Source organism: Elioraea rosea, from assembly GCF_007644105.1.
GTDB lineage: Bacteria > Pseudomonadota > Alphaproteobacteria > Acetobacterales > Acetobacteraceae > Elioraea_A > Elioraea_A rosea.
On sequence record NZ_VFAC01000005.1, the window covers coordinates 21,210 to 45,950 of the forward strand.

Consider the following 24,741-nt stretch of genomic DNA (forward strand, 5'->3'; position numbering starts at 1 on the left):
CGTTTGGTCACGCGCTCGTAACCGTCGCGGACTACCGCCGGCTACCTTGCGTGCCCATCTCCTGGGCAACCCCAGGGAGGACTTGAGATGGCGGAGACGAGCCGTGCCTTGGCCACGTTCGGCGGTGGCTGCTTCTGGTGTCTCGAGCCGCTGTTCCGCGAGCTGCGCGGCGTGTCGGAGGTGACGAGCGGGTACGCCGGCGGGCATGTCGACAACCCGAGCTACGAGCAGGTGTGCGGCAAGAAGACCGGCCATGCCGAGGTCGTCCAGGTCGCCTACGACCCGACGATGATCGACTATGCCGACCTTCTGCGCGTGTTCTTCACCGTCCATGACCCGACGACGAAAGACCAGCAGGGCGCCGATGTTGGCCCGCAATACCGCTCGATCATCCTGACCCATGACGACGCCCAGGCCGAGACGGCGCGCCAGGTCATGGCGGAGATCAAGGCAGCAGGGATCTGGCCCGCGCCACTGACGACGGAGCTCGTTCCGCTGACGACGTTCTGGCCGGCCGAGGCGGAGCACCAGCGCTATTACGAGCGCAACCCCTGGGCCGGCTATTGCCGTGTGGTCATCGCGCCCAAGGTCGCCAAGTTCCGCAAGGCCTACGCGGCGCATCTCAAAGCGGCCTAGTCATTCCGGGCGGCCTCCGGGCGCTGCCTCCTCGCGCGGCGCCAAGCGCCGCTGCCGGAGGCCGGCGCGACCTACCGGCGACGCTCCAGGGCCACGCAGTACCTGAGTGAGCTGCCGCCGGCAGAGGCGCGACCAGCGCCCCGCGAGGCGGCCAGCCGGAGGCCGCAGGAACGGCCCGGCTACTTCACGGCAACCGCGGCGATCTCCACCTTGACGTCGCGGGGCAGGCGGGCGACCTGGACGGTCGCGCGCGCCGGCGGGTTGGAGGGGAAGTACGTCGCGTACACGGCGTTCATGCGCGGGAACTCGTTGAGGTCGGCCATGAACACGGTCGTCGAGACGACATTGGCCATCGTCATGCCGGCGGCCTCAAGGACCGCCTTGAGGTTGTCGAGGACGAGCTTCGTCTCCTCCTCGATCGTGCCGGACTTGACCTGGTTGGTCGCGGGGTCGATCGCGATCTGCCCGGCGAGGTAGAGCGTGTTGCCCGCCCTGATCGCCTGGCTGTACGGGCCGATCGCGGCCGGCGCGTTCGGCGTCGACACCACCTGGTTCTGCGCCAGCGCAGGCAGGGCAACGAGCGCGGCGGCGGCAAGCAGGGCAATCCTGGTCATGCGATGTTTCCCCCGATCATGACGTGGACTGTCATGATACCGGATCGATCGCTCCCGTCACGCCCGCACGTGCCTCGATGATCTCGCCGAGCGCGAGGCAGATGTCCTCGCGGAACCGGGCGGCGACAATCTGCACACCGAGCGGGATGCCGTCCGCCATCGTCGCCGTCGGCACCGAGAGCCCGGGAAGTCCGAGCAGGTTGAAGACGTAGAGCGGCGCCTGGGCACGGAGGATGCGCGCCCCCGCTTCCGCGCCCTTCTGGTCGAGGTCCTGCGGGAAGGGCGGCTCGAGCGACACGGGAAGCAGTGCGGCCGCGTAGGCGGAGAGGAACACGCTCCAGTCACGCCAGATCGCCGTTCGGCGGGCGAGGCCGGCTGCGAAGGCCGCCGGCTCGAGCGTGGGCACGTTGGCCGCCCAGCCGGCATAGGCCGCCTTGATCTGGGCATCGCCGTACTTCTCGATGACGGGCGACATCACCCGCTCCCCCTCCGTCATCAGCAGGCCGCGCCAGAGCTCTGCCGCCTCCTCGAACCGGGGCATGCCGACCTCCTCGACGGCGCAGCCAGCTTCCGCAAGCCACCCGGCCGCCTGGCGAAGCGCGGCCGCGACCGGCTCGTCGGCGCCGAGCGTCGAGAAGGCGATGCGCCAGGGCCTCGGCGGCAACGGCAGCTCGAGCGGCGCCGGTGCGTACCAGGGATCGCGCGGGTCAGGCTGCGCCATGGCGGCGAGGCCGAGGCGAAGGTCGCCGACCGTGCGCGCGAGCGGGCCCTGCACGCTCATCATCTGCAGGGTGATTGGTCGCTCATCGGGCGCGGTGCCGTTGAAGGCGGGCACGCGGCCGAAGCTCGGGCGGATGCCGGCAACGCCCACGGCATAGGCCGGGTAGCGGATCGAGCCGCCGAGGTCATTGCCGTGCGCGATCGAAGCCACGCCGACCGCGACAGATGCCGAGGCCCCGCCCGAGGAGCCGCCGGGCGTGAGGCGCGGGTTGCGGGGGTTCAGCGTGCGTCCGTGCAGCGCGTTGTCGGTGAAGAAGCGGTAGCTGAAGGCGGGCGTGTTCGTACGCCCCATCGGGATCGCGCCGGCGCGGCGCAGATTGGCGACGACCGGGCTGTCCACCGCCGCGACCTGGTCCTTGAAGGCGACCACGCCATTGGTCGTCGCGTAGCCCTGCTGGTCGATGTTGACCTTGAGCGTCACTGGCACGCCGTGCAGCGGCCCGAGGGCCTCGCCGCGCGCGACCGCCCTGTCGGCCGCATCGGCCGCTTGCAGCGCCTCGTCCGCCCGCATCTCGACCAGGGCGTTGATCGCCGGGTGCGTCGCCTCATGGCGCGCAAGCACGGCGGAGACGACCTCGCGCGCGCTGGCGGCACGCGTGCGGATGGCGCGCGCCTGCTCGGCGGCGGAGAGAGCCCAGAGTTCGGTCATCGATGGTCCTATCCCGGAAGGCCGAGCACGTTCTTGGCGATGATGCCGCGCTGGATCTCGTTCGACCCGCCGTAGATCGACACGACGCGGCTCTGGATGAAGGAGGCCGCGGGGTTGAGCGAGCGGTTCCCGCCGATCGGGTTCACCATCACGCCTTCCTCGCCGGCGATCTCGAAGGCCGTTTCGGTGATGCGCTGGTAGAGCTCGCTCTGCCACACCTTCAGCATCGACACGTCCGCGCCGAGCTCCTCGCCGCGGCGAAGCTTGGCGACCTGCGTCTCGTAGAGCGCCTTCAGGTCCTCGAGGTCCATCCTCAGGCGCGTGAAGCGCTCGGCGAACACGGGATCGTCCGCCACGCCCATGTGCTCGGCCACCTGGGCGAGCTTGGCGAGCGCGTAGGTCGATTGCTTGGGCGAGCCCAGGAAGATGCGCTCGAAACCGAGCAGCGCCTTGGCCATCGTCCAGCCCTTGTTCGGCTGGCCGACCAGGTTCTCCGCCGGCACGCGCACGTTGTCGAAGAACACCTCGCAGAACTCGTCATGCATATCGAGCGTGACGATGGGGCGAACGGTGATCCCCGGCAGGTCCATCGGGCAGAGAAGGAAGGAGATGCCGTCCTGCTTCTTGGCCTGCCTGTCGGTCCGTACGAGAAGGAAGATCCAGTTCGCGTCGTTGGCGAGCGTGGTCCAGATCTTCGACCCGTTGACGACGTAGTGGCCGCCCTCCAGCACGGCCTCGGTGCGCAGCGAGGCGAGGTCCGACCCCGCGTTGGGCTCGGAGTAGCCTTGGCACCAGATGTCCTCGCCCGCGAGGATGCGGGGCAGGAACCGCGCGCGCTGCGCATCGGTTCCATAGCGGATCAGCAGCGGCCCGATCATGGTGATGCCCATGTCGTTCGTGCGCGGCGCGCCGTGACGCTCCAGCTCCTCAATGAAGATGATCTGCTTGGACGGCGAGAGTCCCATGCCGCCGACCTCGCGCGGCCAGCCAGGCGCGAGCCAGCCCTGCTTCGCGAGCGCCATGTACCAGGGCTTCGACTGCGACCAGTGAAGCCGCTTCGGCGGGTGGCGGAGCTCGGGCGGGCAGTTGGCCTGGATCCAGCCGCGGACATGGGTGCGGAACGCGTCGTCCGGCATGGCGTTGAGGTCGTCCGGGGCGGGGCGCGTCATCTCGTTCATGTCACGATCCTTCTCCGAATCGGGCTTGCCGCTTCTCGAGGAAGGCGGCCTTGCCCTCGGCATGGTCGGGCGTGAGGTAGAGGGCCGATTGCAGATCCTGCTCGCGGGCAAGGGCCTGGTCGAGCCCCTCGGCGAGAACGGCCTTGGTGAGGGCCAGCGTCAGCGGCGCAAGAGAGGCGAGCACCTCCGCCCTCTCGCGCGCCACCTTCAGCGCCGACCCGGCAGGGACGACCCTGTCGGCGAGCCCGATCGCCTCTGCGCGGGGAGCATCGAGCGCCTCGGCGAAGAGCAGCATCTCCCGCGCCCGGGCTTGGCCGACGCGCGCAGGAAGCGTGTGCAGCAGGCCGAGATCCGGCAGCAGGCCGACCTTCCCGAAGCTCGCGAGGAACTTCGCTTCCGCTCCCGCAACCACATGGTCCGACGCGCAGGCGAGCGAGATGCCGGCACCGGCGCACCAGCCCTCGATGGCGGCGACGATGGGACAGCGCGCATGCACCATCAGGCGGATGAGCCTGTGCGCATGGCGCATCCTCTCGCGGCCTTCCGCGACGCTCTCCACATGCATGCCGGTGAGGTCGCCGCCGGCGCAGAAATGCTCGCCGGTTCCGGTGAGGATCACCGCGCGGACGGTCCTGTCGGCCTCGAGGTCCTCGATCGCATCCGCCAGGCGGTGGCGCATCGCGACGGAGAGCGCGTTGCGGCGCTCCGGCCAGTTCAGCGTGAGCGTGACGATGCCCCCGTCGCGCGAGACGAGAACCGGCTCCGTCGCGATCATGTGCCCCCCATCAGGCGTCGACATCCAGCGGTGGCGCCGCCTCGGCGTAGCGGCGGCGATGCGCGGTCGCGGTGCCGAAGCACGCGGCGAGCACCATCGCCCGGCGCAGGAACAGCCCGATATCCGCCTCGTCGGTGTAGCCGATGCCACCGTGAAGCTGGATCGCCTGGCGGGTGACGGTCAACGCCGCGTCGGAGGCGCGGGCCTTCGCAAGCGACGCGGCGGCGGCACGTTGCGCGGCGGGTGCGCCATCGTCGCACACCGAGGCGGCGTGGCTCACAGCCGCGCGCGCCAGCTCCAGCTGGATCTTGAGGTCGGCGGCACGGTGCTGCAGCACCTGGAACGCGCCGATCGGCTTGCCGAACTGCTGGCGCGTGTTGAGGTAGTCGAGCGTGATGGCAAAGGCCCGGTCCATCAGCCCGACGAGCTCCGCCGCCGTCGCGATCGCAGCCTCGTCGAGCAGCCGGGCGATGCGGGAGGAGGCGTCCTCCGCGACGCGCACACAGCGCGCGGCCTCGAGCGTCAGCGTGCCGAGATGCCCGCCATCGACCGTCGACTCGGCGTGCAGCGTGACGCCCGGCACGCCGGTCTCGACGAGCACGACCGACAGCGCGTCGCCCTCGCGCGCCGTGACGAGGAACCCGTCGGCACCGGCGGCCATTGGCACGGCGATCTTGCGGCCGGTGACGCGAAGCGTCGCGCCGTCGATCGCAGCACTCGTCGTGCCACTGGCGTCGACCGCATGCGGCTTCTCCGCCCACGCGGGAAGCAGGACGCGCGCGCCGGCGATCACATCCTCTTCCGGAACGAGCGGCGCGGCGATGGCGGCGACGGCGACGAAGGGCTCGGGCGCGAGGCCATGGCCGAGTTCCTCGGCAAGCGCGCAGAGCTCCGCGACGCCGAGACCGGCCCCGCCCGCCTCCTCCGCCACGCGAAGCCCGAGCCAGCCGAGCGCGCCCATCTCGGCGAGCACCGCGCGGTCGAACCCCGCCTCGGTGCTGCGCAGCGCCCGGACGCGCCCGAGCGGGCCGTTGCGGGGGCTGATGGCGGCCGCACTATCGCGGAGGAGCCGGATGCCCTCCGCACGATCCTCCACCGCGCTCATGCCGGGAGATGGAGCCTGGCTTCGCTCCGCGCCTGCAGCGCCTCGAGCGTCAGGCCGGGGATCATCTCGCGCACGACGAAGCCGCGCGGCTCGACATCGATGACTGCCAGGTTCGTGTAGATTCGCTTGACGGCGCCGAGCGCTGTGAGGGGGTAGGAGCAGCGCCGCACCAGCCGCGGGCGGCCATCCTTCGTCGTGTGTTCCATCACGACCCAGAGGCGCCTCGCACCGGCGGCGAGGTCCATCGCGCCGCCGACGGCCGGTGCCTTCTCGTTCGCGCCGGTCGACCAGTTGGCGATGTCGCCGTTCTCGGCCACCTCGAAGGCGCCGAGCACGCAGAGGTCGAGATGCCCGCCGCGGATCAGCGCGAAGCTGTCGGCGTGGTGCACATAGGCCCCGCCGGTACGCAGCGTGACGTGCTGCTTGCCGGCGTTGATCAGCCACGGGTCGCGGGCATCCTCCGCCGGAGCGGGGCCGACGCCGATCACGCCGTTCTCGCTGTGGAAGATCACCTCGCGGTCCTCGGGCACGTGATCGGCCACCAGGGTGGGAATGCCGATGCCGAGATTGACGATCCAGCCCTCTGGGATGTCGGCCGCCACGCGGGCTGCCATCTGCGTGCGGTTCAGCGGCTTGGGCTCGACCACAGCGTCCATCTCTGTCCTCCCGTCAATAGAGCGGCTTGCCGAGATCGGGCTCACCGTAGGGGATATGCACGACGCGGTCCACGAACACGCCGGGCGTGACGATCGCCTCGGGGTCGAGGGCGCCGAGCTCCGCCACGTGCTGCGTCTGCGCGATGGTCAGCTCGGCGGCCATCGCCATGACCGGGTTGAAGTTCCGCCCTGCCTTCCGATAGGTCAGGTTCCCCCAGCGATCGGCCTGCCAGGCCTCGACCAGCGCCACGTCGCCTCTCAGCGCGCGCTCGAGCACATAGGTGCGGCCGTCGAACTCGCGCGTCTCCTTCCCCTCGGCGAGCGCCGTGCCGAGGCCGGTTGGCGTGTAGAAGGCGGGAAGCCCGGCGGAGGCGGCGCGCATCCGTTCCGCCATCGTTCCCTGGGGCACGATCTCGAGCTCGATCTTCCCCTCCTTGTACAGCTCCTCGAGCACCACCGAACCCGCGCTGCGCGGGAAGGAGCAGATGATCTTGCGGACCCGTCCCTCTGCCATCACACGCGCGAGCCCGTGCGTGCCGGTGCCGGCGTTGTTGCACACCACCGTCAGGTCGCGCAGGTCCGCCTCCGACAGCGCCTCGATCAGCGCGTTCGGCGTGCCGACCTGGCCGAACCCGCCGATCAGGATCGTCGCGCCGCTCCTCACCCCGGCGAGCGCCTCGGCCGTGCCGCGCACGAACTTGTCGATCATGGCGCCACCTCGCAAAGCCCATTGTTGATCACCATCGTCTCGCGCTCGGCGGCAAGGGCGGTGAAGCCGAACCGGCCGCCGCCCTCATCCCACACCTCGGTGACGATCGTTTCGCCCGGGAAGACGGGGGCCGAGAAGCGGAGGTCGATGCGCTTCATCCGGCCCGGTTCGCCGCCGCAGCAGAGGCGGAGAAGCGCGTGGCCGACGACGCCCATGGTGCAGAGCCCGTGCAGGATCGGGCGCGGGAAGCCTGCCTTCGCCGCCACCGCCGGGTCCGCGTGCAGCGGGTTGTGGTCGCCGTTGAGGCGATAGAGCAGCGCCTGCTCGGGGCGGGTGGTGAGCGACAGCGTCGCGTCCGGCGCGCGGTCGGGGATCGCGTGCGGCGCCTTCACGGGCCCGGTCGCGCCGCCGAACCCGCCATCGCCGCGGAGGAAGGTCGTGCTCTCGAGCGTCGCCAGCAGCGAGCCCGCGGAATCGAGCACCTCGCGCGCGGAGTAGAGCAGGGCACCTTTGCCAGCACCGCGGTCAACCAGGCCGGTGACGCGTGAGCGGCCGATAATCTCGCCCTCCACAGGCAGCGGGCGATGCAGGGTGACCGACTGTTCGCCATGCACGAGCCGCGTCGCGTCCACGCCCGTATCGGGCCGGCCGAGCCAGAAGCCCGGATAGCCGAGCACGACCGCCATGGTCGGGAGTGCGATGAGCTCGGGCTCGTACACGAAGCGGCGCTGCCAGTCGTCCACGGGGTCCTGCCCGAGGCCGACTGAGAGCGCGTAGAGCATCGTGTCCTTGCGCGTGAGCGCCTGGCGGATCTCGGGGATGGGGTAGGCGAGCAGCTTCGCGGGGTCGAGCGGCATGTCAGTCCTCCAGCGTCAGCACCGCATCGAGCGCGAGCGCGCCGCGGCCTTCCGGCAACACCATCAGCGGGTTCACCTCCACGCCAGCGAGGCGCGGCCCTGCGGAGGCGGCGAAGCAGGAGAGGCGCGAGAGCGCGGCGGCCAGCGCGGCGACGTCCATGCGCGGGCGGCCGCGCGCGCCGTGGAGCAGCGGGAAGCCGCGGAGCGAGCGGATCATTGCGAGCGCCTCAGCCTCACCGAAGGGGCATAGGCGAAGGCACACGTCGCGCAGCACCTCGACGAACACCCCGCCCAGGCCGACCATCGCGACGGGCCCGAACACGGGGTCGCGCGTGACGCCGATGACGCATTCGACGCCGCCCGAGACCATCGGCGTGACGAGCACGCCCGCCACGCGCGCCTCGGGCGCATGCCGCGCGGCATTGGCCACGATCTCGTCATGGGCGGATCGCACCGACTCCGCATCTTCCAGCCCGAGCTTCACGCCGCCGATCTCGCTCTTGTGCAGCACGTCAGGTGAGACGAGCTTCATCGCGACGGGAAAGCCGAGGCGATCGGCCGCCGCGGCGGCGGCTTCGGCCGAAGCGCACAGCACCTCCTCCGGCGAGGCGATGCCAATGGCCGCGAGAATCCGTTTCGCTTCCGCCTCGTCGGGCGACGCAGCGGGCAGGTCGGGAGGGTTCGCAAGCATAGGCGCGCTCGCAGCCGGTCGCGCGAAGGCCTCGCCGAAGCGGCCCATTGCGGCCAGCGCGCCCACCGCACGTGTCGGGTCCTCGAACACGAGATAGCCGCCGTCCTGCCAGGCTCGGATCGTCTCGTCCGGCCCCGTCACCGATAGGATGAACAGCCTGTCGGGAAACTTCGCCACCGTCGCATCGAGTTGCTTGCGCAACGAGGGCGCGATGCTGCGCGAGGCGCCCACCTGGGTGAAGAAGGCGATGGCGCTCGTATAGCCGCCGTCGCCCAGCATGCTCTCTGCAAATCGGCCGATCACCGACATGTCGTTGAAGGCCTGCGCGGTGCAGTCCACCGGGTTGACGGAGGACGAGAACGGCACGAGCGCCTTCAGCCGGGCCTGCGCCTCCTCCGGCATCGGCGGCATGGCGAGCCCCACCGCCTCTGCCGCGTCGGAGATCAGCACCCCCGCACCGCCGGAGATGGTGACGACGCCAAGCGTGTTTCCCACGGGGTAGATGCGCCGCGTCGAGACCTCGGCAACGTCGAGCAGCTCCTCGGTGTTACGCGCGCGGAACACGCCGGCATCGCGCAGCACCGCATCCGTTACCGCATCGTCGCCGGCGATCGAGGCGGTGTGGCTGCGCGCCGCCCTCGCGCCGAGCGCGGAGCGGCCGACCTTGATCATCGCCACGGGCTTCTGCGCACGCCGCGCCGTCTCGATCGCCGCAAGGAAGGAGGGAGCATCGCGCACGCCTTCCGAGTACGCGACGATCACGTCCGTCTCGGGGTCCTCCGCGAGCCAGCCGATGGCTTCCCCGAGCGTCACGTCCGCCTCGTTTCCGGTGGTGACCAGGATTGGCGTGCCAAGGCGGCGGTCACGCGCCAGCGCGAAGAGATGCGTGCCGTAGGCGCCGGACTGGCTCGCGATGCCGATGCGCCCAGGGTGCGGCCAGCCATTCTCGAAGCTCGAGGAGAAGATCGGGTAGTAGCCGAGCCGCGCGTTGAAGAGGCCGAGCGCGTTCGGCCCGAGAAGCCGCATGCCGGCTGCCTTCGCCGCCGCGGTGAAGCGTGCCTGCACGGCAGCGCCGGCCTCGTCCACCTCCGCGAAGCCGGCGGTGAACATGATCGCCGCCTTCACGCCCTTGGCGATGCAATCGGCCACCGCCTGCTCGGCCGCAGCGCCAGGTACGGCGATGATCGCGGCATCCACCTCGCCCGGAACGTCTGCCAGCGTCGGGTAGGCGCGCAGGCCCTGCACCCTGTCGCGGTTCGGGTTCACCGGCAGGATCGGGCCGGCGAAGCCGCGCTCCTTCATGTAGGCGATCGGCCGGCCGCCGATCCGAATGGGGTCCTGGCTCGCGCCGAGGATGGCGATGCTGCGCGGCGCGAGAAGCGGCGTCAGCGATGCGAAGCGCATCGCCGCTACAGTGCCGCCTCGTTGCCGAGCAGCGCCGTCACCTGGCTCGAAAGCGTCCCGCCATTGCCATGCACGAGCGCCACATCGCATCGCTCGAGCTGCCTCTCGCCGGCACGGCCACGAAGCTGCTGAACCGCCTCGACGATCAGGAACATCCCGTACATGCCGGGATGGACGCAGGAGAGCCCACCGCCATTGGTGTTCACCGCAAGCCGCCCGCCTGGCGCGATCGCGCCGTCCATCACGAAGCGCCCACCCTCGCCCTTCGGGCAGAAGCCGAGATCCTCGAGGAAGAGTATAGTGTTGATGGTGAAGGCGTCGTAGAGCATCGCCAGATGCACATCCGACGGCGAGAGCCCGGCATGGGCGAAGGCACGCGGGCCGCTCTCGGAAGCCGCGGTGATGGCGAGATCCGGCATCGAGGAGATGGTGCGATGCCACTGCGCGCCGGCACCGCCAAGGAAGTAGGCGGGCTTATGCTTCAGGTGCCTGGCGCGATCCGCCCGCGTCATGATGCAGGCCGCACCGCCATCGGTGACGAGGCAGCAATCGAGCACCGAGAGCGGATCCGACACCATCCGGCTCTTCAGCACATCTTCGCGCGAGAGCGGGCCGCGGGCGAAGGCGTTGGGGTTCAGGTTCGCCCAGGCCCGCGCCGCGACGGCCACCTCGGCGAGCATCTCGCGCGTCGTACCGAACTCGTGCATGTGGCGCGAGGCCGCGAGCGCGTAGGCCGTAATCGGGTGGCGCGGCTTGAACGGCGCCTCCCACACCTGCGGCTCCGACATCGAGACCAGCTTGCCGCCCGCCGTGCGCTGGTTCGAGCCGTAGCAGATGAGTGCCACGTCGCAGAGCCCGGCATCGAGGGCGAGCGATGCGTGCAGCAGATGCGCCTCGAAGCTCGATCCGCCGACATTCGTGCCGTCGAAGTATTTCGGCTTGATGCCGAGATACTCGCCGACCGAAAGGGTCGGGAAGGCATGCACCGAGGTCGCGGTGAAGATGCCGTCGACCTCGGCAACCGTCAGCCCGGCATCGGCGACGGCAGCGATCGACGCCTCGGCGAGTAGCTCGATCGCCGACCGCCCCGGCGCCTCGCCCGTGCCCGCCGTGCCGATGCCGACGATCGCCGCCTTGCCGCGAAGGGAGTGTGCCATCTCTCGTTCCCCTCAGGCCGGGTCGAACACGACGTTGGGCGCGCCATCGACGGTCGCGACCCGCGCCTTCACGCGCATCCCGATCGTCACCTTGTCGGGGGCGATGCCTTCGACGCGGCTCATCATGCGTGGGCCTTCGTCGAGCGCGATGATGGCGATGTTGTAGTCGGCCGAGGAGCCGTCGGGGTTCGGGCGCTGCCGCGTCACCGTGGTGGCGTAGACCGTGCCGAGGCCGGATGCCTCGACCCATTCGAGGTCGGTCTCGCCGGTGCTGGGAACGGCGACGCGGGGGTAGAAGACATGCACACCCGCGGAAGCGCTCCGCTGCAGCATGAACTTCCCTTCGGCGAGATGGGCGCGGAACACGGCCTCGGGCCCCGGCGCCGTGCCTGCGGCTGGCCCGGATTTCTGTTCGGACACGGTTCGTTTCCTCGTCGTGGCAATACCCGCGGGCGCGGGCCGGATGTCACGACAGCATGCCGCGCCGAAAGGCCGGCGGCAACCTCGCGGGGCTCAGGCCAGGCTCAGCCCTGCGCGTCGGGAGAGAGCGCCACGCAAGTGCGGTTCGCGCGCTCCAGCCTCTGGCAGGCTGCGACGGCGGCGTCGGCCGACAGGCCCGCGAGCCTGGCGCGCGTGAGCGTCCCCGACGAGGTCCGCACCTGGCGGAGATCGGGCCGCGCCGAGGCGAGGATGTCGGGCGCGGCGCGGCGGGCCGCCTCCGTGGCCGATCGCGCCTGGGCCTCGGCCTGGAACGCGCCGACCTGGATCGCCCAGTCGCCCACCAGGGCGGTCGGCCGCGGTGCACCGAAGGATGGCGCGGCGTGGGCCGAGGAGATCAGGCGGAACCCGCCCTGCGAAGGCGGAGCGGGGCTGCGCGTGGTCGCGGCGACCACCACGGGCTCGCGCACCGGCGCCCTGACCGGCGCGGCGGCGACCTGCGTTGGCGGGGCAGGCGGCGGGCGGGGCGGCGAGTAGGAGGCAAGTTGCGTCGGCATCGCGCCGGGGCGACGGCGACCGGCCGGGATGTTCGTGGGGATCGCGGCCATCTGGTACACGACCGGGTCGGCGCGGTAGCGCGGATGCGTGCCGGCGATCTGCGGCGCGATCTTGGCGACGTAGTTGCGCGTCTCGTTCGGCAGGCCGCGGCGCCCGGCGAGGTAGTTGTCGAAGGTGCCTGGTCCCCCGTTGTACGCGGCGAGAAAGCCCGGGTTGCCGAAGCGCTCATACATCTCGCGGATATAGGCCGTGCCGGCGAGGATATTGTCCTTCGGGTAGTAGGGATCCGGCCCGAGACCGTGACGCTCGGCGAGTTCCGCATAGGTGGCAGGCATCACCTGCATCAGCCCCATCGCGCCGGCGCCGGACAGCGCCATCGGACGGCCGGCGCTTTCGACGCGCATCACCTCGCGGATCCATGCCTCCGGCACGTCATAGCGCTGGGAGGCCTCGACGATGTAGGGGCCCCAGGGGTCATGCGGCGGGCCGGGAGGCGAATAGTCGCGCGGGCCGCTTGCGTAGTGGGCCCGGTTGCCGCCGCTTCCGCCGCAGGCCGCAAGGCCGCCGAGGGCAACGCAGCAGAGGAGCATCCGGAGGATGGTGGCCGCGCTCGACCCACGCACGCCCTGCCTGCTCGCCATGCCACCCCTCTCCGAACACCAGCCGGCAGATATGCCGCACTGCAACAGGAAGCGAAACGCCTTCCGGCGCGACGTTGACGGTCGCGCTCAAAAACGGCCTTTAAATGGCTACAACCGAACGCTAGGCCGTGCCAAGCATATGAAGTGGGCTCGGGTCGCAATTCGATCATCGCGACACGATCCTGTTGCGGAGGCGCCACAGGGTCTGGCATCCCTGACCCGATCCGCGCAACGCCTGGAGGGGTGGAGGATGGTCATCTCCGTCAAGCCGTTCGCGGCGCTGCTCATGGCAGCCGCCCTGTTCGCCGGCTGCGCGCCGACCAACACCGCCACGACCTATTCGCCCGAGCAGATGAACCGCGAGGCGCAGGTCGAAACCGGCACGATCGTCTCGATCAGGCCCGTCTCCGTCGAGGGTTCGGGGCGCACGGGCACCCTGCTCGGCGGCGCCGCGGGAGGCGTGGCGGGCAGCTTCATCGGCGGGGACTGGCGGTCGAACCTTCTGGCGGGCCTCGCCGGCGCGGTCGTCGGCGGCGTCGCAGGGAGCGCGGCCGAACGGTCGCTCACCACCACGACCGCGAACGAGTTCATCGTCGAGCTCGAAGGCGGCGGCACGATCGCGGTGGTGCAGACGAACGAGCAGGGCCTGAGGGTGGGCGACCGCGTGACGGTGCTGCGCGGCGACCGGACGCGCATCACCCCGAGGGCCTGACCTCCGCCCGCCTGAGCCGCGCAAGCTGCGCCTCGCGGCGGGCGATGTAGGCGACCGAGAGCATCATCAGCGAAGCGCCCGCGAAGAGCGGCCAGCCGGGGCGTTCGGCGAAGGCGAAGAAGCCGATCAGCGCGCCGATCGGCACCTGCACGAACTCGACCGGCGCAAGCAGGCTCGCCTCCGCACGCCGCGCGGCGAAGGAGGCGCAGAAATCCCCGGCGATCGCGCAGAACGCGGCGATGACGAGCAGCAGCGCCTGTTCCGCCGTGGGCGTCTGCCAGACGATGACGCTCGGCGGCGTCCAGACGACGAGGCTGACTGCGGCGTAGAGGAACACGACCCGGAACGGCGGCTCGCCCACCGCGGCGAGGCGGCGGACGAAGGCGCCGACGCCCGCCCCGGCGATCGAGCCGGTCAGCGCAGCGATGGTTCCGGCGTTCAGTCCCATTCCCGCCCCCGCCCCGCGCTCGCCGAACGCGACGACGAGCACGCCGGCGAACCCGATCAACCCCGCGAGAGGTCGCCGCCAGCCGACCTTCTCGCCAAGGAACAGCACAGCGATCGCCAGAAGCCAGAGCGGCCGCGCCTGGTTCAGCGCGATCGCATCGGCGAGCGGTATGAGCGTCAGCGCGAGCGTGCCGAGCCCCATCGAGGCGACGCCGCAGAGGCCGCGCCCGAGATGCATCCAGGGCCGGCGCGTGGCGAGAAGCCCTGCGCCGCCGCGGCGCAGCAGCCATGGCGAGAGCGCCAGCATCGTCACCACCGCGCGCGAGAGCATGAAGAGCGGCAACGGCAGCCCCGTGCCGAGCACGGCCTTGCCGCAGGCGCTCATCACCGAGAAGAACGCCATCGCGACGAGCATCCACCCGACGCCTGCCAGTGGCGAATGCGCGCCGAGCAGCCTCACCGCCGCCCCGCGAGCGCGACGCCGCCGACGATCAGCAGAAATCCCACGAAATGATAGGCGCGCACCTCCTCGCCCAGCAGCGGCACGGCGAGCAGCGCGGCGAACAGCGGCAGGAGGTGCAGGAACGGACCCGACGCGGCCGGCCCGACCAGCGCGACCCCGCCGTTCCAGCAGAGATAGGCCGCGATCGAGGCGAACAGGGCGGTGTAGCCGACGAGGGCAAGCGAGGCGGCATCGTAGGGCATGGCGATGCCGCCGAGAGCATGCTCGAGCAGGTGGCAGAGGCCGATCACCGGAAGGCCGAAGACGATGGCCGCGAGCAGAACGCCCATCGGCCCGAGCCGCGCGCGAAGAGCGGCCGGAACGCGGCGCAGCAGCACCGTGTAGAGGCCCCAGGCCACCACGGCGATCAGCATGATGAGGTCGCCGCTGTTCACGGCGAGGCCCGCGAGCGAACCGACGTCGCCACGCGCGACGATCACCGCCACGCCGGCAAGCGAGAGGGCGAGGCCCGCAAGCTGCCAGAGCCTCGGGCGCTCGCGGTCGATCACGAACGCGGCGAACAGGATGGAGATGGGGATCAGCGAATTGGTCAGCGCCGCGTTGATCGCCTCGGTGCGCGAGAGCGCGATGTAGGTCAGCGTGTTGAAGCTGCCGACGCCGAACAGGCCAAGCGCGAAGAACAGCCAGCCGTGGCGGAGGATCTCCGACCTGTCGCGCCAGACCGCCGGGGCGGCGAAGGGTGCGAGCACCGCGCCGGCAAGCGCCCAGCGCCAGAAGGCGAGGCCGATCGGCGGCACGTCTCCCGAGGCTGCGCGGCCGAGAACGAAGTTCCCCGCCCAGAACAGGCTCGCCGCGGCAAGCAGGACGGCTGCGCGGAGCCGCGGACGCGCCAGCGCTTCGCGAGGCCCCTCCCCGCCCGACACCCCGGGCGCTGCCCGCGACGCACTGCCCACACGCCCCTCCGCCTCCGCCACCACGGCAGGCTTAGCCTCTTCAAGCCCGATCGGCCATGCGGCGTGAGCAGGGCGGCGGGCCAGGCGGGCGGCCTTGCGCTCCTCGAAGCCATTGGGTATCGGCGCCCCGTTCCCGCGAGGGAACGGTCACGCCCGCGTGTCGAGGAGAGACGATGCTGCCCTGTTTCGCGCCGATGGATGCTGCAGCGCTGCCGCTGCACGCGGTTTCGGCATCGTCCCTGCGCGGCCTGCTCGCGACACTGCCCAACGCTGTGGGGCGCTTCGTGGAGGCTTCCGGATTCGCTGCCAAGCAGGGCGAGACGGTTCTGCTTCCCGGCGATTCGGGGCTTGCGGGCGCGATGATCGGCCTTGGCGACGGCACGAGCCCGCGTGCTGCCTTCGGTTCGGCGGCGACCGCGTTGCCCGAGGGAACCGTATGGCGCCTTGCCGGCGAGGTCGACGAGGAGGCAGCGACCCTCGGCTGGGCGCTCGGCGCCTACCGGTACGGGCGGTTCCGGCAGGGCCGGGCGGCGGCCCGACTTGCCATCTCCGCCAAGGCCGGCTTCGCGGAGGCCGAGGCGGAGGCGGTGTGGGCTGCGCGCGACCTTGTGAACCACCCCGCCAACGTGCTCGGGCCGTCCGAGCTTGCCGAGGCGGTCGCGGATGTTGGCCGCGAGGCGGGCGCTTCGGTGACGCTGACGCGGGGCGAGACGCTCGAGCACGCCTACCCGACGGTCGCGATGGTCGGCCGCGGCAGCGCGCGCCCACCGGTGGTGGCGGATCTGTCGTGGAATGGCGCAGGACCGGATGCGCCTCTCGTGGTGCTGTGCGGCAAGGGCGTCGTGTTCGACACGGGCGGGTATGACCTCAAGCCCCCCGCGATGATGTTGCGCATGAAGAAGGACATGGGCGGGGCGGCGGTCGCGCTCGGCGTGGCGCGACTCGTGATGCGAGCTGGCCTGAAGGTGCGGCTCAGGCTGCTCGTCGGCGCGGTTGAGAACGCCATTGGCGCGCATGCGATGCGGCCTCTCGACATCGTGCGCACGCGCAAGGGCATCACAGTCGAGGTCGGCAACACGGATGCCGAGGGTCGTCTCGTCCTTTGCGACCTGCTTGCGGATGCGGATGCGGCCAACCCCGCGGCGATTCTCGATTTCGCGACGCTCACCGGCGCGGCCCGCGTGGCGCTGGGGCCCGACGTCGCGGCGCTGTTCTCGAACGACGATGCGCTGGCAGCGGAGCTCGTGACGGCCGGCATGGAGGCAGAGGACGCGCTGTGGCGGCTGCCGCTGTGGCAGCCCTATGCCTCGTGGCTCGAGAAGGGGCCGGCCGATCTCGCGAACGTGTCCGGGAACACGCATGCGGGAGCAATCGTCGCAGCCTTGTTCCTTCAGCGTTTCGTATCGCCTGCCATCCCGTGGGCGCATATCGATCTCTACGCCTGGAACGACGCCACGCGGCCCTGCCGGCCGGAGGGAGGCGAGGCGACCGCGCTGAGAGCCACGTTCCGCGCGCTTTCCGCGCGATTCGCGTGAGCCGCGGCCCGTCACGTTCCTGATCACTTGTCTCGTAATCGCAACGCTGCCCCGCATTGCGCGAGCAGCCCTTTGGTCACGACCATGAAACTTTTTCGTTCCGGGGGGTGGTTTTTCCTGCGGGATGCAATACATCACTCTCCACGAGGCGGCCGTTTCGGTGCCGCCATCACAAGCCGAGGACAATGATATGGCAGCAAACCCCGCAAGCGAGCACCTTCTCTCCGTGCTCCGTGAGACCATCGTTTCGCTCGTGCGCCGCGACGGGCCAGACCTTTCCGCCCGCCAGCTCGGCGTGTTCCTGACGGTGTATCTCACCGAGGGTCCGCACACGGTTCGTGGCCTTGCCCACGAGCTGAACGTCTCGAAGCCCGCGATCACCCGCGCGCTCGATCGCCTCGGCGAGCTCGACCTCGCCCGCCGCAAGGTCGACCCGCAGGACCGCCGCAGCGTGATCGTTCAGCAGACGCTGAAGGGTGCGGCCTTCCTCCGCGAGATGCGCAAGATCATGGGCGAGGCCGCAGGCACGGGCCGTGGCTACGGGCTCAAGCGCGCAGGCTGAGCGCAGGCGCCCGAAAGGGCGCAACGCCTTGATCGCACAAGCGAAAGGCCCGGCATCGAAAGATGCCGGGCCTTTTCCTTTTCCCCTTCAGTAGCCGACCGACACGTCCACCACGTTGGCGAGCGGGCGGCCTTCCCGCAGCCGGGCGAGGTTGTCGATGACCTGAGGCGCAACGCTTCGGGGAATCGTGATGCTCGCCGCATGCGGGGTCAGGATCACGTTCGGGTGCGTCCAGAACCGGTGCTCGCGCGGCAGGGGCTCTGTGCGGAACACGTCGAGCGTGGCACCGGACACTTGGCCGGAATCGAGCGCGGCGAGCAGGTCCTCCTCCACCACATGCGCGCCCCGCGCTGCGTTGATCACATATGCGCCATGCGGCAACCCGGCGAGGGTTCGCGCGTTGATGATGCCCTCCGTCTCAGGCGTGAGCGGGAGCAGGCAGACGAGGATGTCGGTTCGCGCAAGAAACGGCATCAGTCCGTCCGCCCCCGCGAACGTTTCGATCCCGTCAAGCTGCTTCGGCGTACGCGACCATCCCGCCACCTGGAAGTTGAGTGCGGCGAGCTTGCGGGCCGCATCGGCGCCGAGATTGCCCAGACCCATGACGCCGATCCGCGTTGCCTCGGTATCCGGTGCAGGAAGTTCCTCCCACTCGCGCCGTGCCTGCAGCGCGCGATAACCAGCGTCCTGCCGGTGGTGACGCAGAACTGCGAGCAGCACGTACTCGCTCATCGCCGTCGTCAGCAGCCGGTCAACGAGGCGGACGACCGCGACGCCAGGCGGCGGCCCGGGCGGGCGGAACAGATGGTCGACGCCCGCGCCCATCGAGATCAGCAGCTTCAGGTTCGGGTAGCGGTAGAGGTCCTCCGGCGGGTGGTTCCACGTCACCGCCGCGGTGATGTCCTCGACCGGCCCGCTTTCGGGGTGCAGGCGTATGTCGAGCGCGGGGTCGAGCGCGAGCAGCTCCTCCCGCCACACCTGCATCGTCGCCGGCTTCGTCGAAACCAGAAGCGCGTTCATCTCACCCCGTCTTCCCTGTCCAGTTCCTCTTGCGTCTTCGTCGCCCTGACGAAGGCCATCCAGTCTCCCGGCGGGCGGCAGTCCTCGCCGTCGCGCTGCAGCGTGACGGCCTTGGCGTCCCACACGCTCACGAAGGCGTCGGGGTCCGACGTCACGTAGCCGAGGGTGCGCTCGTACACCTGGTCCTTCATCCGCGGTAGGATCACCAGGAACCAGATGCCGAGACCGGCCATGAGCGCGACGAGGCCGAGCGGGAACCCGCCGATGGCGACGGCGCCGACAACGCCCATGATCCCGAGGAAGATCGGCAGCGCCGTCTCGATGCGTCGGAAGACCGGAGAGCCTGGCCGGTTCATCAGCCCGACATTCACCCCGAGCCGGATACGGTTCTCGCGCACGAGGCGAACGAGGAGGGCATGCGCGTCGCGGACCCTTCGGTCAGCCATGAACGGAGGCGCCCATGGTTCAGCCTCGCACCACGCCGCTTTCCGTGGCCTTCAGCGAGAAGGCCGCGTCCATCAGCGCGCGTGTGTATGGCTCGCGGGGCTCGTCCATCACGGCATGCGTCTCCCCCTCCTCCACGACCCGGCCATCCTTCAGCACCACGACGTGATGCGCCATGGCGCGGACGACCTTCAGGTCATGGCTGATGAAGAGATACGCGAGGCGGTGCTTCTCCTGAAGCCCCCGGAGCAGTGCCACGATCTGAGCCTGCACCGACATGTCGAGCGCGGAGGTGGGCTCGTCGAGCACGATGAAGCGTGGCTTGAGCACGAGCGCCCGGGCGATGGCGATTCGCTGGCGCTGCCCGCCGGAGAACTCGTGCGGGTAGCGGTTGATCGAACCGGGATCGAGCCCGACCTCGACGATGGCATCGGCCACCGCCTGGTCGCGCTGCTCGCGCGACAGGCCAGGCTCGTGGATCGCGAGCCCCTCGCCCACGATCTCCGCGACCGACATGCGCGGGCTCAGCGAGCCGTAGGGGTCCTGGAACACGATCTGCATCCGCCGGCGCAGGGGTCGCATCTCCGATCGGTCGAGCCCCTGGATCGAGCGGCCCTCGAAACGGATCGCGCCTTCGGCCTTCTCGAGCCCGAGCAGCGCGAGGCCCATCGTCGTCTTGCCCGAGCCGCTCTCGCCGACCAGTCCGACCGTCTCGCCCTCGCGTACCCGCACCGAGACGCCGTCGCACGCCTTCACGACGGCAACGGTGCGGCGCAGGAGCCCGCGTCGGATGGGGAAGTGGACGCGCACGTCCTCGCCCGCCATGATCTCCGGCGCATCCTCGGGCACCGGATCGGGCGAGCCCTTCGGCTCGGCGGCGAGCAGCATCTGCGTATAGGGATGCTGGGGACGCTCGAACACGTCGGCCACCGCGCCCTGTTCGACGATGCGCCCCTTCTGCATCACGCACACACGGTCCGCGTAGCGGCGGACGATCGCGAGGTCGTGGCTGATAAGCAGCATGGCCATGCCCAGGCGCTGCTTGAGCTCGGCGAGCAGCTTCAGGATCTGCGCCTGGATCGTCACATCGAGCGCCGTCGTGGGCTCGTCCGCGATCAGGAGGGCCGGGTCGTTGGCGAGCGCCATGGCGATCATCACGCGCTGGCGCTGCCCGCCGGAGAGCTGGTGCGGATAGGCGCCGAGGCGGTTCGTCGCATCCGCAAAGCCCGCCATCGCAAGGCACTCGATCGCGCGCTCCTGCGCCGCGCCGTTCGGCAGCGGGCGATGCAGCTGCACCGCCTCGACGATCTGCCTCTCGATCGTGTGCAGCGGGTTGAGGCTCGTCATCGGCTCCTGGAACACCATCCCGGCGATGCCGCCGCGCGCCTCGCGCAAGGTCTCGAGATCGGCGCCGATCATCTCCTTTCCGGCGAGACGAATGGAGGAGCCCTCCGGGTGCCGCGCGGCCGGGTAGGGCAGGAGCTGCAGGACCGACAGCGCGGTGACGGACTTGCCCGAGCCGCTTTCGCCCACGAGCGCGAGCGTCTCGCCACGGTCGAGCGTGAAGGACGCGCCCTCGACGCCGACGATGTCGCGATCGCCCGCGCGGAACGTGACGCCGAGGTCCTTCACCGTGAGAAGGGGCTCGCTCACCGCCCTCCTCCCGGAAGCTTGCGCGGGTCGAACGCGTCGCGCACCGCCTCGCCGATGAAGGTGAGAAGCGTGAGCTGCACCGCAAGCACGATGAAGCCGGTGATGCCGAGCCACGGCGCCTGGAGGTTGTTCTTGCCCTGCGAGAGAAGCTCGCCGAGCGAAGGCGAGCCAGGCGGCAGGCCGAAACCGAGGAAGTCGAGGCTGGTCAGCACCGTCACGGAGCCGGCGAGGATGAAGGGCATGAAGGTCAGCGTCGCGACCATCGCGTTGGGAAGGATATGGCGCACCATCACCCGCACGTCCGACAGTCCCATGGCCTTGGCAGCGCGCACGTAGTCGAAGTTCCTCCCGCGCAGGAACTCCGCGCGCACGACGCCGACGAGCCCCATCCACGAGAACAGAAGCAGGAAGACGAGCAGGATCCAGAAGGTCGGCGTGATGATCGAGGCGAGGATGATGAGGAGGTAGAGCGTCGGCAGGCCCGACCAGATCTCGATGAAGCGCTGGAAGGCGAGGTCGACCCAGCCGCCGTAGTAGCCCTGCACCGCACCGGCCGCGACGCCGACGATCGAGGAGACGATGGTCAGCGTGAAGCCGAACAGGACCGAGATGCGGAAGCCGTAGACGACGCGCGCGAGCACGTCGCGCGCCTGGTCGTCGGTTCCGAGGAGGTTCGTCCACGAAGGCGGGGCGGGGGCGGGAACGGGAAGGTCCTTCACCACCGTGTCGTAGCGGAACGGAACGGCGGGCCAGATCATCCAGCCCTTCTCGCGGATCAGCTCCTGCACTGCGGGGTCGTGATAGTCGGTCGTGGTCGGGAAGAAGCCGCCGAACGTCGTCTCCGGATAGTCGACCATCACGGGAACGTAGAACGCTCCGTCGTAGCGCACGAGCAAAGGGCGGTCATTGGCGATGAGCTCGGCGAAGAGCGTGACCACGAAAAGCAGGGCGAAGAGCCAGAGGCTTGCATGGCCGCGCCGGTTGGCACGGAAATTGGCGAGCCTGCGCTGGTTCAGGGGAGAGAGGCGCATCCCGCCTCAGCGCCGCGCGGAGAAGTCGATCCGCGGATCGACGACCGTGTACATGATGTCGCCCACGATCTGCATGACGAGGCCGAGCAGCGTGAACATGTAGAGCGTTCCGAACATCACCGGATAGTCGCGCCGTATCGCCGCCTCGAAGCCGAGCAGGCCGAGACCGTCGAGGCTGAAGATGATCTCGATGAGCAGTGCGCCGGTGAAGAGGATGCCGATGAAGGCGGAAGGAAAGCCCGCGATGATCAGGAGCATCGCGTTGCGGAACACGTGGCCGTAGAGGACGCGGCTCTCCGTCGCGCCCTTCGCGCGCGCCGTCATGACGTACTGCTTGCCGATCTCGTCGAGGAAGGAGTTCTTGGTCAGGAGCGTCAGAGAGGCGAAGCCGCCGATCACCATCGCCGTGATGGGCAGCGCCATGTGCCAGAAATAATCGATGATCTTCGCCCCGAAGCTCATCTCCGCCCAGCCGGGACTCGTCAGGCCCCGCAAGGGGAACCATTGCAGGAACGACCCGCCGGCGAAGAGCACGACGAGCAGGATGGCGAACAGGAAGCCCGGGATCGCGTAGCCGATCAGAACGACGGCAGAGGTCGCGACATCGAAGCGGGAGCCGTCGCGCACTGCCTTCTGAACGCCGAGCGGAATGGAGATCAGGTAGACGAGAAGCGTGGTCCAGAGCCCGAGCGAGATGGAGACGGGCATCTTCTCGAGGATCAGCTCGACCACTGTCCGGTCACGGAAGAAGCTGCGGCCGAAATCGAAGGTGAGGTAGTTGCCCATCATGTCGACGAAGCGTTCGAGAGGCGGCTTGTCGAAGCCGAACATCCTCTCGATCTCCTTCACGATGGCCGGGTCGAGCCCGCGCGCACCGCGATAGGCGCTCTCGCCTGAGGAGGCCGAACCGCTGTCGGGCGCGCGCAGCGTCTCGCCCTGGCCTCCGCTGATCCGTTCCGTGGCCGAGACGGCCGTGCCGCGAAGCTCGGCGATCATCTGCTCGACGGGGCCGCCCGGCGCGAACTGGATCACGGCGAAGTTGATCACCATGATGCCGAACAGCGTCGGGATCACCAGCAGCAATCGCCGGAGGATATAGGCTCCCATCGCGGGCGCGGGACCTCAGCCGCCGCTGCGCCGGGCTTCGGCGAGCCGTGCCTCGCGCGCGGTGTCGACCCACCAGGTGTCGAAGCCGAGCCCATAGCGCGGCGGCGTGGCCGGCCTGTCGAACTTGTCCCAGAAGGCGACGCGGAACACGCGGCTGTGCCAGTGCGGCACGACGTAGTGGCCCCAGAGAAGCACGCGGTCGAGCGCGCGGGTGCGCGTGATCAGCTGCTCGCGGTCCGGCGCGTTGATGACGAGCTCGACGAGCTCGTCGATCACGGGATCGCACACGCCAATCGTGTTGCGCGAGCCTTCGAGCTTCGCCTTCTCGCAGGTCCAGTAGTCGCGCTGCTCGTTGCCTGGCGAGAGCGACTGGCCGAACACGTCCACCGTCATGTCGAAATCGAAGCTGTCCGTTCGCGCCTGGTACTGCGCGGTGTCCACCGTTCGCGTCCGCATCTCGATGCCGAGGCGCTGGAGCTGCTGGGCATAGGGCAGGGCCACGCGCTCGAAGCTTGGCGAGGACAGCAGCATCTCGAAGCTGAACGGCTCGCCGCGGGCGTTGACGAGGCGCTGGTTGCGCACCGTCCACCCCGCCTGCTGCAGGAGCGTCAGCGCGCGGCGGAGATTGTCGCGGTTGTTGCCCGAGCCGTCCGTCACCGGAAGCTTGAACTCGGTGGTGAACACCTCCTCCGGGACCTTGCCGCGGAAGCGCTCGAGCAGGGCAAGCTCCTCGCCCTGAGGCAGGCCGGAGGAGGCGAGCTCGCTATTCGAGAAGTATGAGCTCGTCCGCGCGTAGGCATCGAAGAAGAGGTTGCGGTTCGACCACTCGAAGTCGAAGGCGAGCATCAGCGCCTCGCGCACCCGCCTGTCCTTGAACAGCGGGCGGCGGATGTTCATCGCGAAGGCCTGCATGCCGGTGGGCAGCTCGTGGCGGATCTCCTCGAGCTTCACGAGGCCGCGGCGGCGGGCGGGGAAGTCGTAGCCCGTCGCCCATTCCTTGGCGACGTTCTCCGCACGGAAGTCGATCTGGCCTGCCTTGAACGCCTCGAAGGCGACCGTTGCGTCACGGAAATACTCGTAGCGCATCACGTCGAAATTGTCGGTGCCGCGTTCGGAGGGAAGGTCCTTGGCCCACCAGTCCGCGACGCGGCGATACGTTACCGTCCTCCCCGCCTCGAACCGGTCGACGCGGTAGGCGCCCGAGCCGAGCGGCGGCTCGAGAAGGGGGCGGGTGAAGTCGCGCCCCTCCCACCAGTGCTTGGGCAGGATCATGAGCTGGCCGAGGATGAGCGGCAGCTCGCGGTTCGCGCCGTCGCGGAAGCGGAACACAGCGCGCCGCTGCCCCTCGGCAACCGCCTCCGTCACGTCGCCCCAGTAGGCGCGATAGAACGGCCGCCCGTTCTGGCGAAGCGTGTCGAAGGTCCACACCACGTCGTCTGCCGTGATGGGCCGGCCGTCGTGCCACACGGCCTTGGGGTTGATCTCGAACGCGACCCACGTGCCGTCGCGCGCGATCTCGACCCATTCGGCCAGGTTGGCGTACTCGGTACTCGCCTCGTCCTGCGAGGATTTCAGCAGCGTCATCCAGACGCCGCCGATGCCTGCGGCGGCGACGCCGCGGACGATGAACGGGTTGAAGCTGTCGTAGCTGCCGATGGCAGCGAGCGTCACCTCGCCGCCCTTCGGCGCATTCGGGTTCACGTACGAGAAGTGCGTGAAGTCGGGCGGATAGCGCGGCTCGCCGAGAAGGCTCAGCGCGTGCGTCCGGACGGAGCCGGCGGGAGCCTGGGCGGCGGCCGGGCGCAGCCCGGCCGGAAGCGAGGCCGCGACGGGCACGGCCAGGGACGCCGAAACGATCTCGCGACGACGCATCCTGCTCTCCTCCCGCGTTGACCTCACGGCGATTAGATCATCGACAGCGATGCGCCCCGCAAGGGAGAACGGCCGGGCCGCTGCGTCACGCTCG

At 69.8% G+C, this 24,741-nt stretch carries 24 protein-coding genes; 4 read left to right on the forward strand and 20 right to left on the reverse strand.

Features of this window, described 5'->3' with window-relative positions; translation table 11 throughout:
• Nucleotides 1–87: 87 nt before the first annotated feature.
• Nucleotides 88–636: a peptide-methionine (S)-S-oxide reductase MsrA gene (gene msrA / locus FIF60_RS05295; protein ID WP_144184602.1), complete on the forward strand. Its 549-nt coding sequence runs from the start codon at nucleotides 88–90 to the stop codon at nucleotides 634–636.
• Nucleotides 637–815: 179 nt separating this feature from the next.
• Here the strand turns inward: msrA and FIF60_RS05300 are convergent, their stop codons facing one another.
• The 12 genes from FIF60_RS05300 to FIF60_RS05355 form a co-directional block, all read right to left on the reverse strand.
• On the reverse strand, nucleotides 816–1,250 hold the full coding sequence (locus tag FIF60_RS05300; protein ID WP_144184604.1) for a RidA family protein: 435 nt from the start codon (nucleotides 1,248–1,250) through the stop codon (nucleotides 816–818).
• A gap of 31 nt (nucleotides 1,251–1,281) precedes the next feature.
• On the reverse strand, nucleotides 1,282–2,679 hold the full coding sequence (locus FIF60_RS05305; protein ID WP_144184606.1) for an amidase family protein: 1,398 nt from the start codon (nucleotides 2,677–2,679) through the stop codon (nucleotides 1,282–1,284).
• A gap of 8 nt (nucleotides 2,680–2,687) precedes the next feature.
• Entirely contained in the window at nucleotides 2,688–3,857 is a 1,170-nt protein-coding gene (locus FIF60_RS05310; protein WP_239451498.1) for an acyl-CoA dehydrogenase family protein, read from the reverse strand.
• A 1-nt stretch (nucleotide 3,858) separates the two neighbouring features.
• Nucleotides 3,859–4,632: an enoyl-CoA hydratase/isomerase family protein gene (locus FIF60_RS05315; protein ID WP_144184608.1), complete on the reverse strand. Its 774-nt coding sequence runs from the start codon at nucleotides 4,630–4,632 to the stop codon at nucleotides 3,859–3,861.
• Between the two features lie 10 nt (nucleotides 4,633–4,642).
• Nucleotides 4,643–5,737: an acyl-CoA dehydrogenase family protein gene (locus tag FIF60_RS05320; RefSeq protein ID WP_144184610.1), complete on the reverse strand. Its 1,095-nt coding sequence runs from the start codon at nucleotides 5,735–5,737 to the stop codon at nucleotides 4,643–4,645.
• Nucleotides 5,734–6,393, reverse strand: coding sequence for a 3-oxoacid CoA-transferase subunit B (locus FIF60_RS05325; RefSeq protein WP_144184612.1), 660 nt, complete (start codon nucleotides 6,391–6,393; stop codon nucleotides 5,734–5,736). Before FIF60_RS05325 ends, FIF60_RS05320 begins: the two co-directional genes overlap by 4 nt.
• Nucleotides 6,394–6,406: 13 nt before the next feature.
• Nucleotides 6,407–7,102, reverse strand: a complete 696-nt coding sequence (locus tag FIF60_RS05330) for a 3-oxoacid CoA-transferase subunit A (RefSeq protein ID WP_144184614.1) — start codon at nucleotides 7,100–7,102, stop codon at nucleotides 6,407–6,409.
• On the reverse strand, nucleotides 7,099–7,959 hold the full coding sequence (locus FIF60_RS05335) for a MaoC/PaaZ C-terminal domain-containing protein (RefSeq protein ID WP_144184616.1): 861 nt from the start codon (nucleotides 7,957–7,959) through the stop codon (nucleotides 7,099–7,101). Before FIF60_RS05335 ends, FIF60_RS05330 begins: the two co-directional genes overlap by 4 nt.
• 1 nt (nucleotide 7,960) lies before the next feature.
• A complete protein-coding gene (locus FIF60_RS05340; RefSeq protein ID WP_144184618.1) occupies nucleotides 7,961–10,054 on the reverse strand; it encodes an acetate--CoA ligase family protein in 2,094 nt (697 codons plus the stop codon).
• Nucleotides 10,055–10,059: 5 nt separating this feature from the next.
• The gene (locus FIF60_RS05345) at nucleotides 10,060–11,211 is read right to left on the reverse strand and encodes a thiolase (protein WP_144184620.1); all 1,152 of its coding nucleotides are present in this window, start codon (nucleotides 11,209–11,211) and stop codon (nucleotides 10,060–10,062) included.
• Between the two features lie 12 nt (nucleotides 11,212–11,223).
• Nucleotides 11,224–11,631, reverse strand: coding sequence for a Zn-ribbon domain-containing OB-fold protein (locus FIF60_RS05350; protein ID WP_239451499.1), 408 nt, complete (start codon nucleotides 11,629–11,631; stop codon nucleotides 11,224–11,226).
• Between the two features lie 104 nt (nucleotides 11,632–11,735).
• On the reverse strand, nucleotides 11,736–12,848 hold the full coding sequence (locus FIF60_RS05355; RefSeq protein ID WP_144184622.1) for a lytic transglycosylase domain-containing protein: 1,113 nt from the start codon (nucleotides 12,846–12,848) through the stop codon (nucleotides 11,736–11,738).
• Nucleotides 12,849–13,098: 250 nt separating this feature from the next.
• Here FIF60_RS05355 and FIF60_RS05360 point away from each other — a divergent pair, with 250 nt between their 5' ends.
• Nucleotides 13,099–13,560: a glycine zipper 2TM domain-containing protein gene (locus FIF60_RS05360; protein ID WP_239451500.1), complete on the forward strand. Its 462-nt coding sequence runs from the start codon at nucleotides 13,099–13,101 to the stop codon at nucleotides 13,558–13,560.
• On the opposite strand, the gene FIF60_RS05365 is transcribed toward FIF60_RS05360, so the two are convergent.
• Both FIF60_RS05365 and FIF60_RS05370 read right to left on the reverse strand, forming a co-directional pair.
• On the reverse strand, nucleotides 13,544–14,467 hold the full coding sequence (locus tag FIF60_RS05365; RefSeq protein WP_144184624.1) for an EamA family transporter: 924 nt from the start codon (nucleotides 14,465–14,467) through the stop codon (nucleotides 13,544–13,546). The two genes, FIF60_RS05360 and FIF60_RS05365, sit on opposite strands and share 17 nt — an antisense overlap.
• Nucleotides 14,464–15,393 carry a DMT family transporter gene (locus tag FIF60_RS05370; RefSeq protein WP_158639075.1) on the reverse strand — a complete coding sequence of 310 codons (930 nt, stop codon included), beginning with the start codon at nucleotides 15,391–15,393 and terminating at the stop codon, nucleotides 14,464–14,466. Before FIF60_RS05370 ends, FIF60_RS05365 begins: the two co-directional genes overlap by 4 nt.
• Before the next feature lie 203 nt (nucleotides 15,394–15,596).
• Between FIF60_RS05370 and FIF60_RS05375 the strand changes: the two genes are divergently transcribed.
• Both FIF60_RS05375 and FIF60_RS05380 read left to right on the forward strand, forming a co-directional pair.
• Nucleotides 15,597–16,958 (forward strand): leucyl aminopeptidase family protein, encoded by a 1,362-nt coding sequence (locus tag FIF60_RS05375; protein ID WP_144184628.1) that lies wholly within the window; start codon nucleotides 15,597–15,599, stop codon nucleotides 16,956–16,958.
• 190 nt (nucleotides 16,959–17,148) lie between these two features.
• The gene (locus FIF60_RS05380) at nucleotides 17,149–17,520 is read left to right on the forward strand and encodes a MarR family transcriptional regulator (protein ID WP_144184630.1); all 372 of its coding nucleotides are present in this window, start codon (nucleotides 17,149–17,151) and stop codon (nucleotides 17,518–17,520) included.
• A gap of 87 nt (nucleotides 17,521–17,607) precedes the next feature.
• On the opposite strand, the gene FIF60_RS05385 is transcribed toward FIF60_RS05380, so the two are convergent.
• From FIF60_RS05385 to FIF60_RS05410, 6 genes are read right to left on the reverse strand one after another with little or no spacing between them, the layout of a single operon-like run.
• Nucleotides 17,608–18,540, reverse strand: a complete 933-nt coding sequence (locus FIF60_RS05385; RefSeq protein ID WP_144184632.1) for a 2-hydroxyacid dehydrogenase — start codon at nucleotides 18,538–18,540, stop codon at nucleotides 17,608–17,610.
• Nucleotides 18,537–18,986: a hypothetical protein gene (locus FIF60_RS05390; RefSeq protein WP_144184634.1), complete on the reverse strand. Its 450-nt coding sequence runs from the start codon at nucleotides 18,984–18,986 to the stop codon at nucleotides 18,537–18,539. The genes FIF60_RS05385 and FIF60_RS05390 overlap by 4 nt, the downstream gene beginning before the upstream one ends.
• A gap of 19 nt (nucleotides 18,987–19,005) precedes the next feature.
• A complete protein-coding gene (locus FIF60_RS05395) occupies nucleotides 19,006–20,637 on the reverse strand; it encodes an ABC transporter ATP-binding protein (protein ID WP_144184636.1) in 1,632 nt (543 codons plus the stop codon).
• Complete coding sequence (locus tag FIF60_RS05400) at nucleotides 20,634–21,668, reverse strand: ABC transporter permease (RefSeq protein ID WP_144184638.1); 1,035 nt, start codon at nucleotides 21,666–21,668, stop codon at nucleotides 20,634–20,636. Before FIF60_RS05400 ends, FIF60_RS05395 begins: the two co-directional genes overlap by 4 nt.
• A 6-nt stretch (nucleotides 21,669–21,674) precedes the next feature.
• The gene (locus FIF60_RS05405) at nucleotides 21,675–22,775 is read right to left on the reverse strand and encodes a microcin C ABC transporter permease YejB (protein WP_144184639.1); all 1,101 of its coding nucleotides are present in this window, start codon (nucleotides 22,773–22,775) and stop codon (nucleotides 21,675–21,677) included.
• Nucleotides 22,776–22,790: 15 nt separating this feature from the next.
• A complete protein-coding gene (locus tag FIF60_RS05410) occupies nucleotides 22,791–24,647 on the reverse strand; it encodes an extracellular solute-binding protein (RefSeq protein WP_144184641.1) in 1,857 nt (618 codons plus the stop codon).
• Between the last annotated feature and the right edge of the window lie 94 nt (nucleotides 24,648–24,741).

Bases quoted from the DNA above. Each gene is read 5' to 3' on its own strand.
- msrA (WP_144184602.1), top strand. From the start codon at position 88: ATGGCGGAGACGAGCCGTGCCTTGGCCACGTTCGGCGGTGGCTGCTTC.
- FIF60_RS05300 (WP_144184604.1), bottom strand. From the start codon at position 1,250: ATGACCAGGATTGCCCTGCTTGCCGCCGCCGCGCTCGTTGCCCTGCCT.
- FIF60_RS05305 (WP_144184606.1), bottom strand. From the start codon at position 2,679: ATGACCGAACTCTGGGCTCTCTCCGCCGCCGAGCAGGCGCGCGCCATC.
- FIF60_RS05310 (WP_239451498.1), bottom strand. From the start codon at position 3,857: ATGAACGAGATGACGCGCCCCGCCCCGGACGACCTCAACGCCATGCCG.
- FIF60_RS05315 (WP_144184608.1), bottom strand. From the start codon at position 4,632: ATGATCGCGACGGAGCCGGTTCTCGTCTCGCGCGACGGGGGCATCGTC.
- FIF60_RS05320 (WP_144184610.1), bottom strand. From the start codon at position 5,737: ATGAGCGCGGTGGAGGATCGTGCGGAGGGCATCCGGCTCCTCCGCGAT.
- FIF60_RS05325 (WP_144184612.1), bottom strand. From the start codon at position 6,393: ATGGACGCTGTGGTCGAGCCCAAGCCGCTGAACCGCACGCAGATGGCA.
- FIF60_RS05330 (WP_144184614.1), bottom strand. From the start codon at position 7,102: ATGATCGACAAGTTCGTGCGCGGCACGGCCGAGGCGCTCGCCGGGGTG.
- FIF60_RS05335 (WP_144184616.1), bottom strand. From the start codon at position 7,959: ATGCCGCTCGACCCCGCGAAGCTGCTCGCCTACCCCATCCCCGAGATC.
- FIF60_RS05340 (WP_144184618.1), bottom strand. From the start codon at position 10,054: ATGCGCTTCGCATCGCTGACGCCGCTTCTCGCGCCGCGCAGCATCGCC.
- FIF60_RS05345 (WP_144184620.1), bottom strand. From the start codon at position 11,211: ATGGCACACTCCCTTCGCGGCAAGGCGGCGATCGTCGGCATCGGCACG.
- FIF60_RS05355 (WP_144184622.1), bottom strand. From the start codon at position 12,848: ATGGCGAGCAGGCAGGGCGTGCGTGGGTCGAGCGCGGCCACCATCCTC.
- FIF60_RS05360 (WP_239451500.1), top strand. From the start codon at position 13,099: ATGGTCATCTCCGTCAAGCCGTTCGCGGCGCTGCTCATGGCAGCCGCC.
- FIF60_RS05375 (WP_144184628.1), top strand. From the start codon at position 15,597: ATGCTGCCCTGTTTCGCGCCGATGGATGCTGCAGCGCTGCCGCTGCAC.
- FIF60_RS05380 (WP_144184630.1), top strand. From the start codon at position 17,149: ATGGCAGCAAACCCCGCAAGCGAGCACCTTCTCTCCGTGCTCCGTGAG.
- FIF60_RS05385 (WP_144184632.1), bottom strand. From the start codon at position 18,540: ATGAACGCGCTTCTGGTTTCGACGAAGCCGGCGACGATGCAGGTGTGG.
- FIF60_RS05390 (WP_144184634.1), bottom strand. From the start codon at position 18,986: ATGGCTGACCGAAGGGTCCGCGACGCGCATGCCCTCCTCGTTCGCCTC.
- FIF60_RS05400 (WP_144184638.1), bottom strand. From the start codon at position 21,668: ATGCGCCTCTCTCCCCTGAACCAGCGCAGGCTCGCCAATTTCCGTGCC.
- FIF60_RS05405 (WP_144184639.1), bottom strand. From the start codon at position 22,775: ATGGGAGCCTATATCCTCCGGCGATTGCTGCTGGTGATCCCGACGCTG.
- FIF60_RS05410 (WP_144184641.1), bottom strand. From the start codon at position 24,647: ATGCGTCGTCGCGAGATCGTTTCGGCGTCCCTGGCCGTGCCCGTCGCG.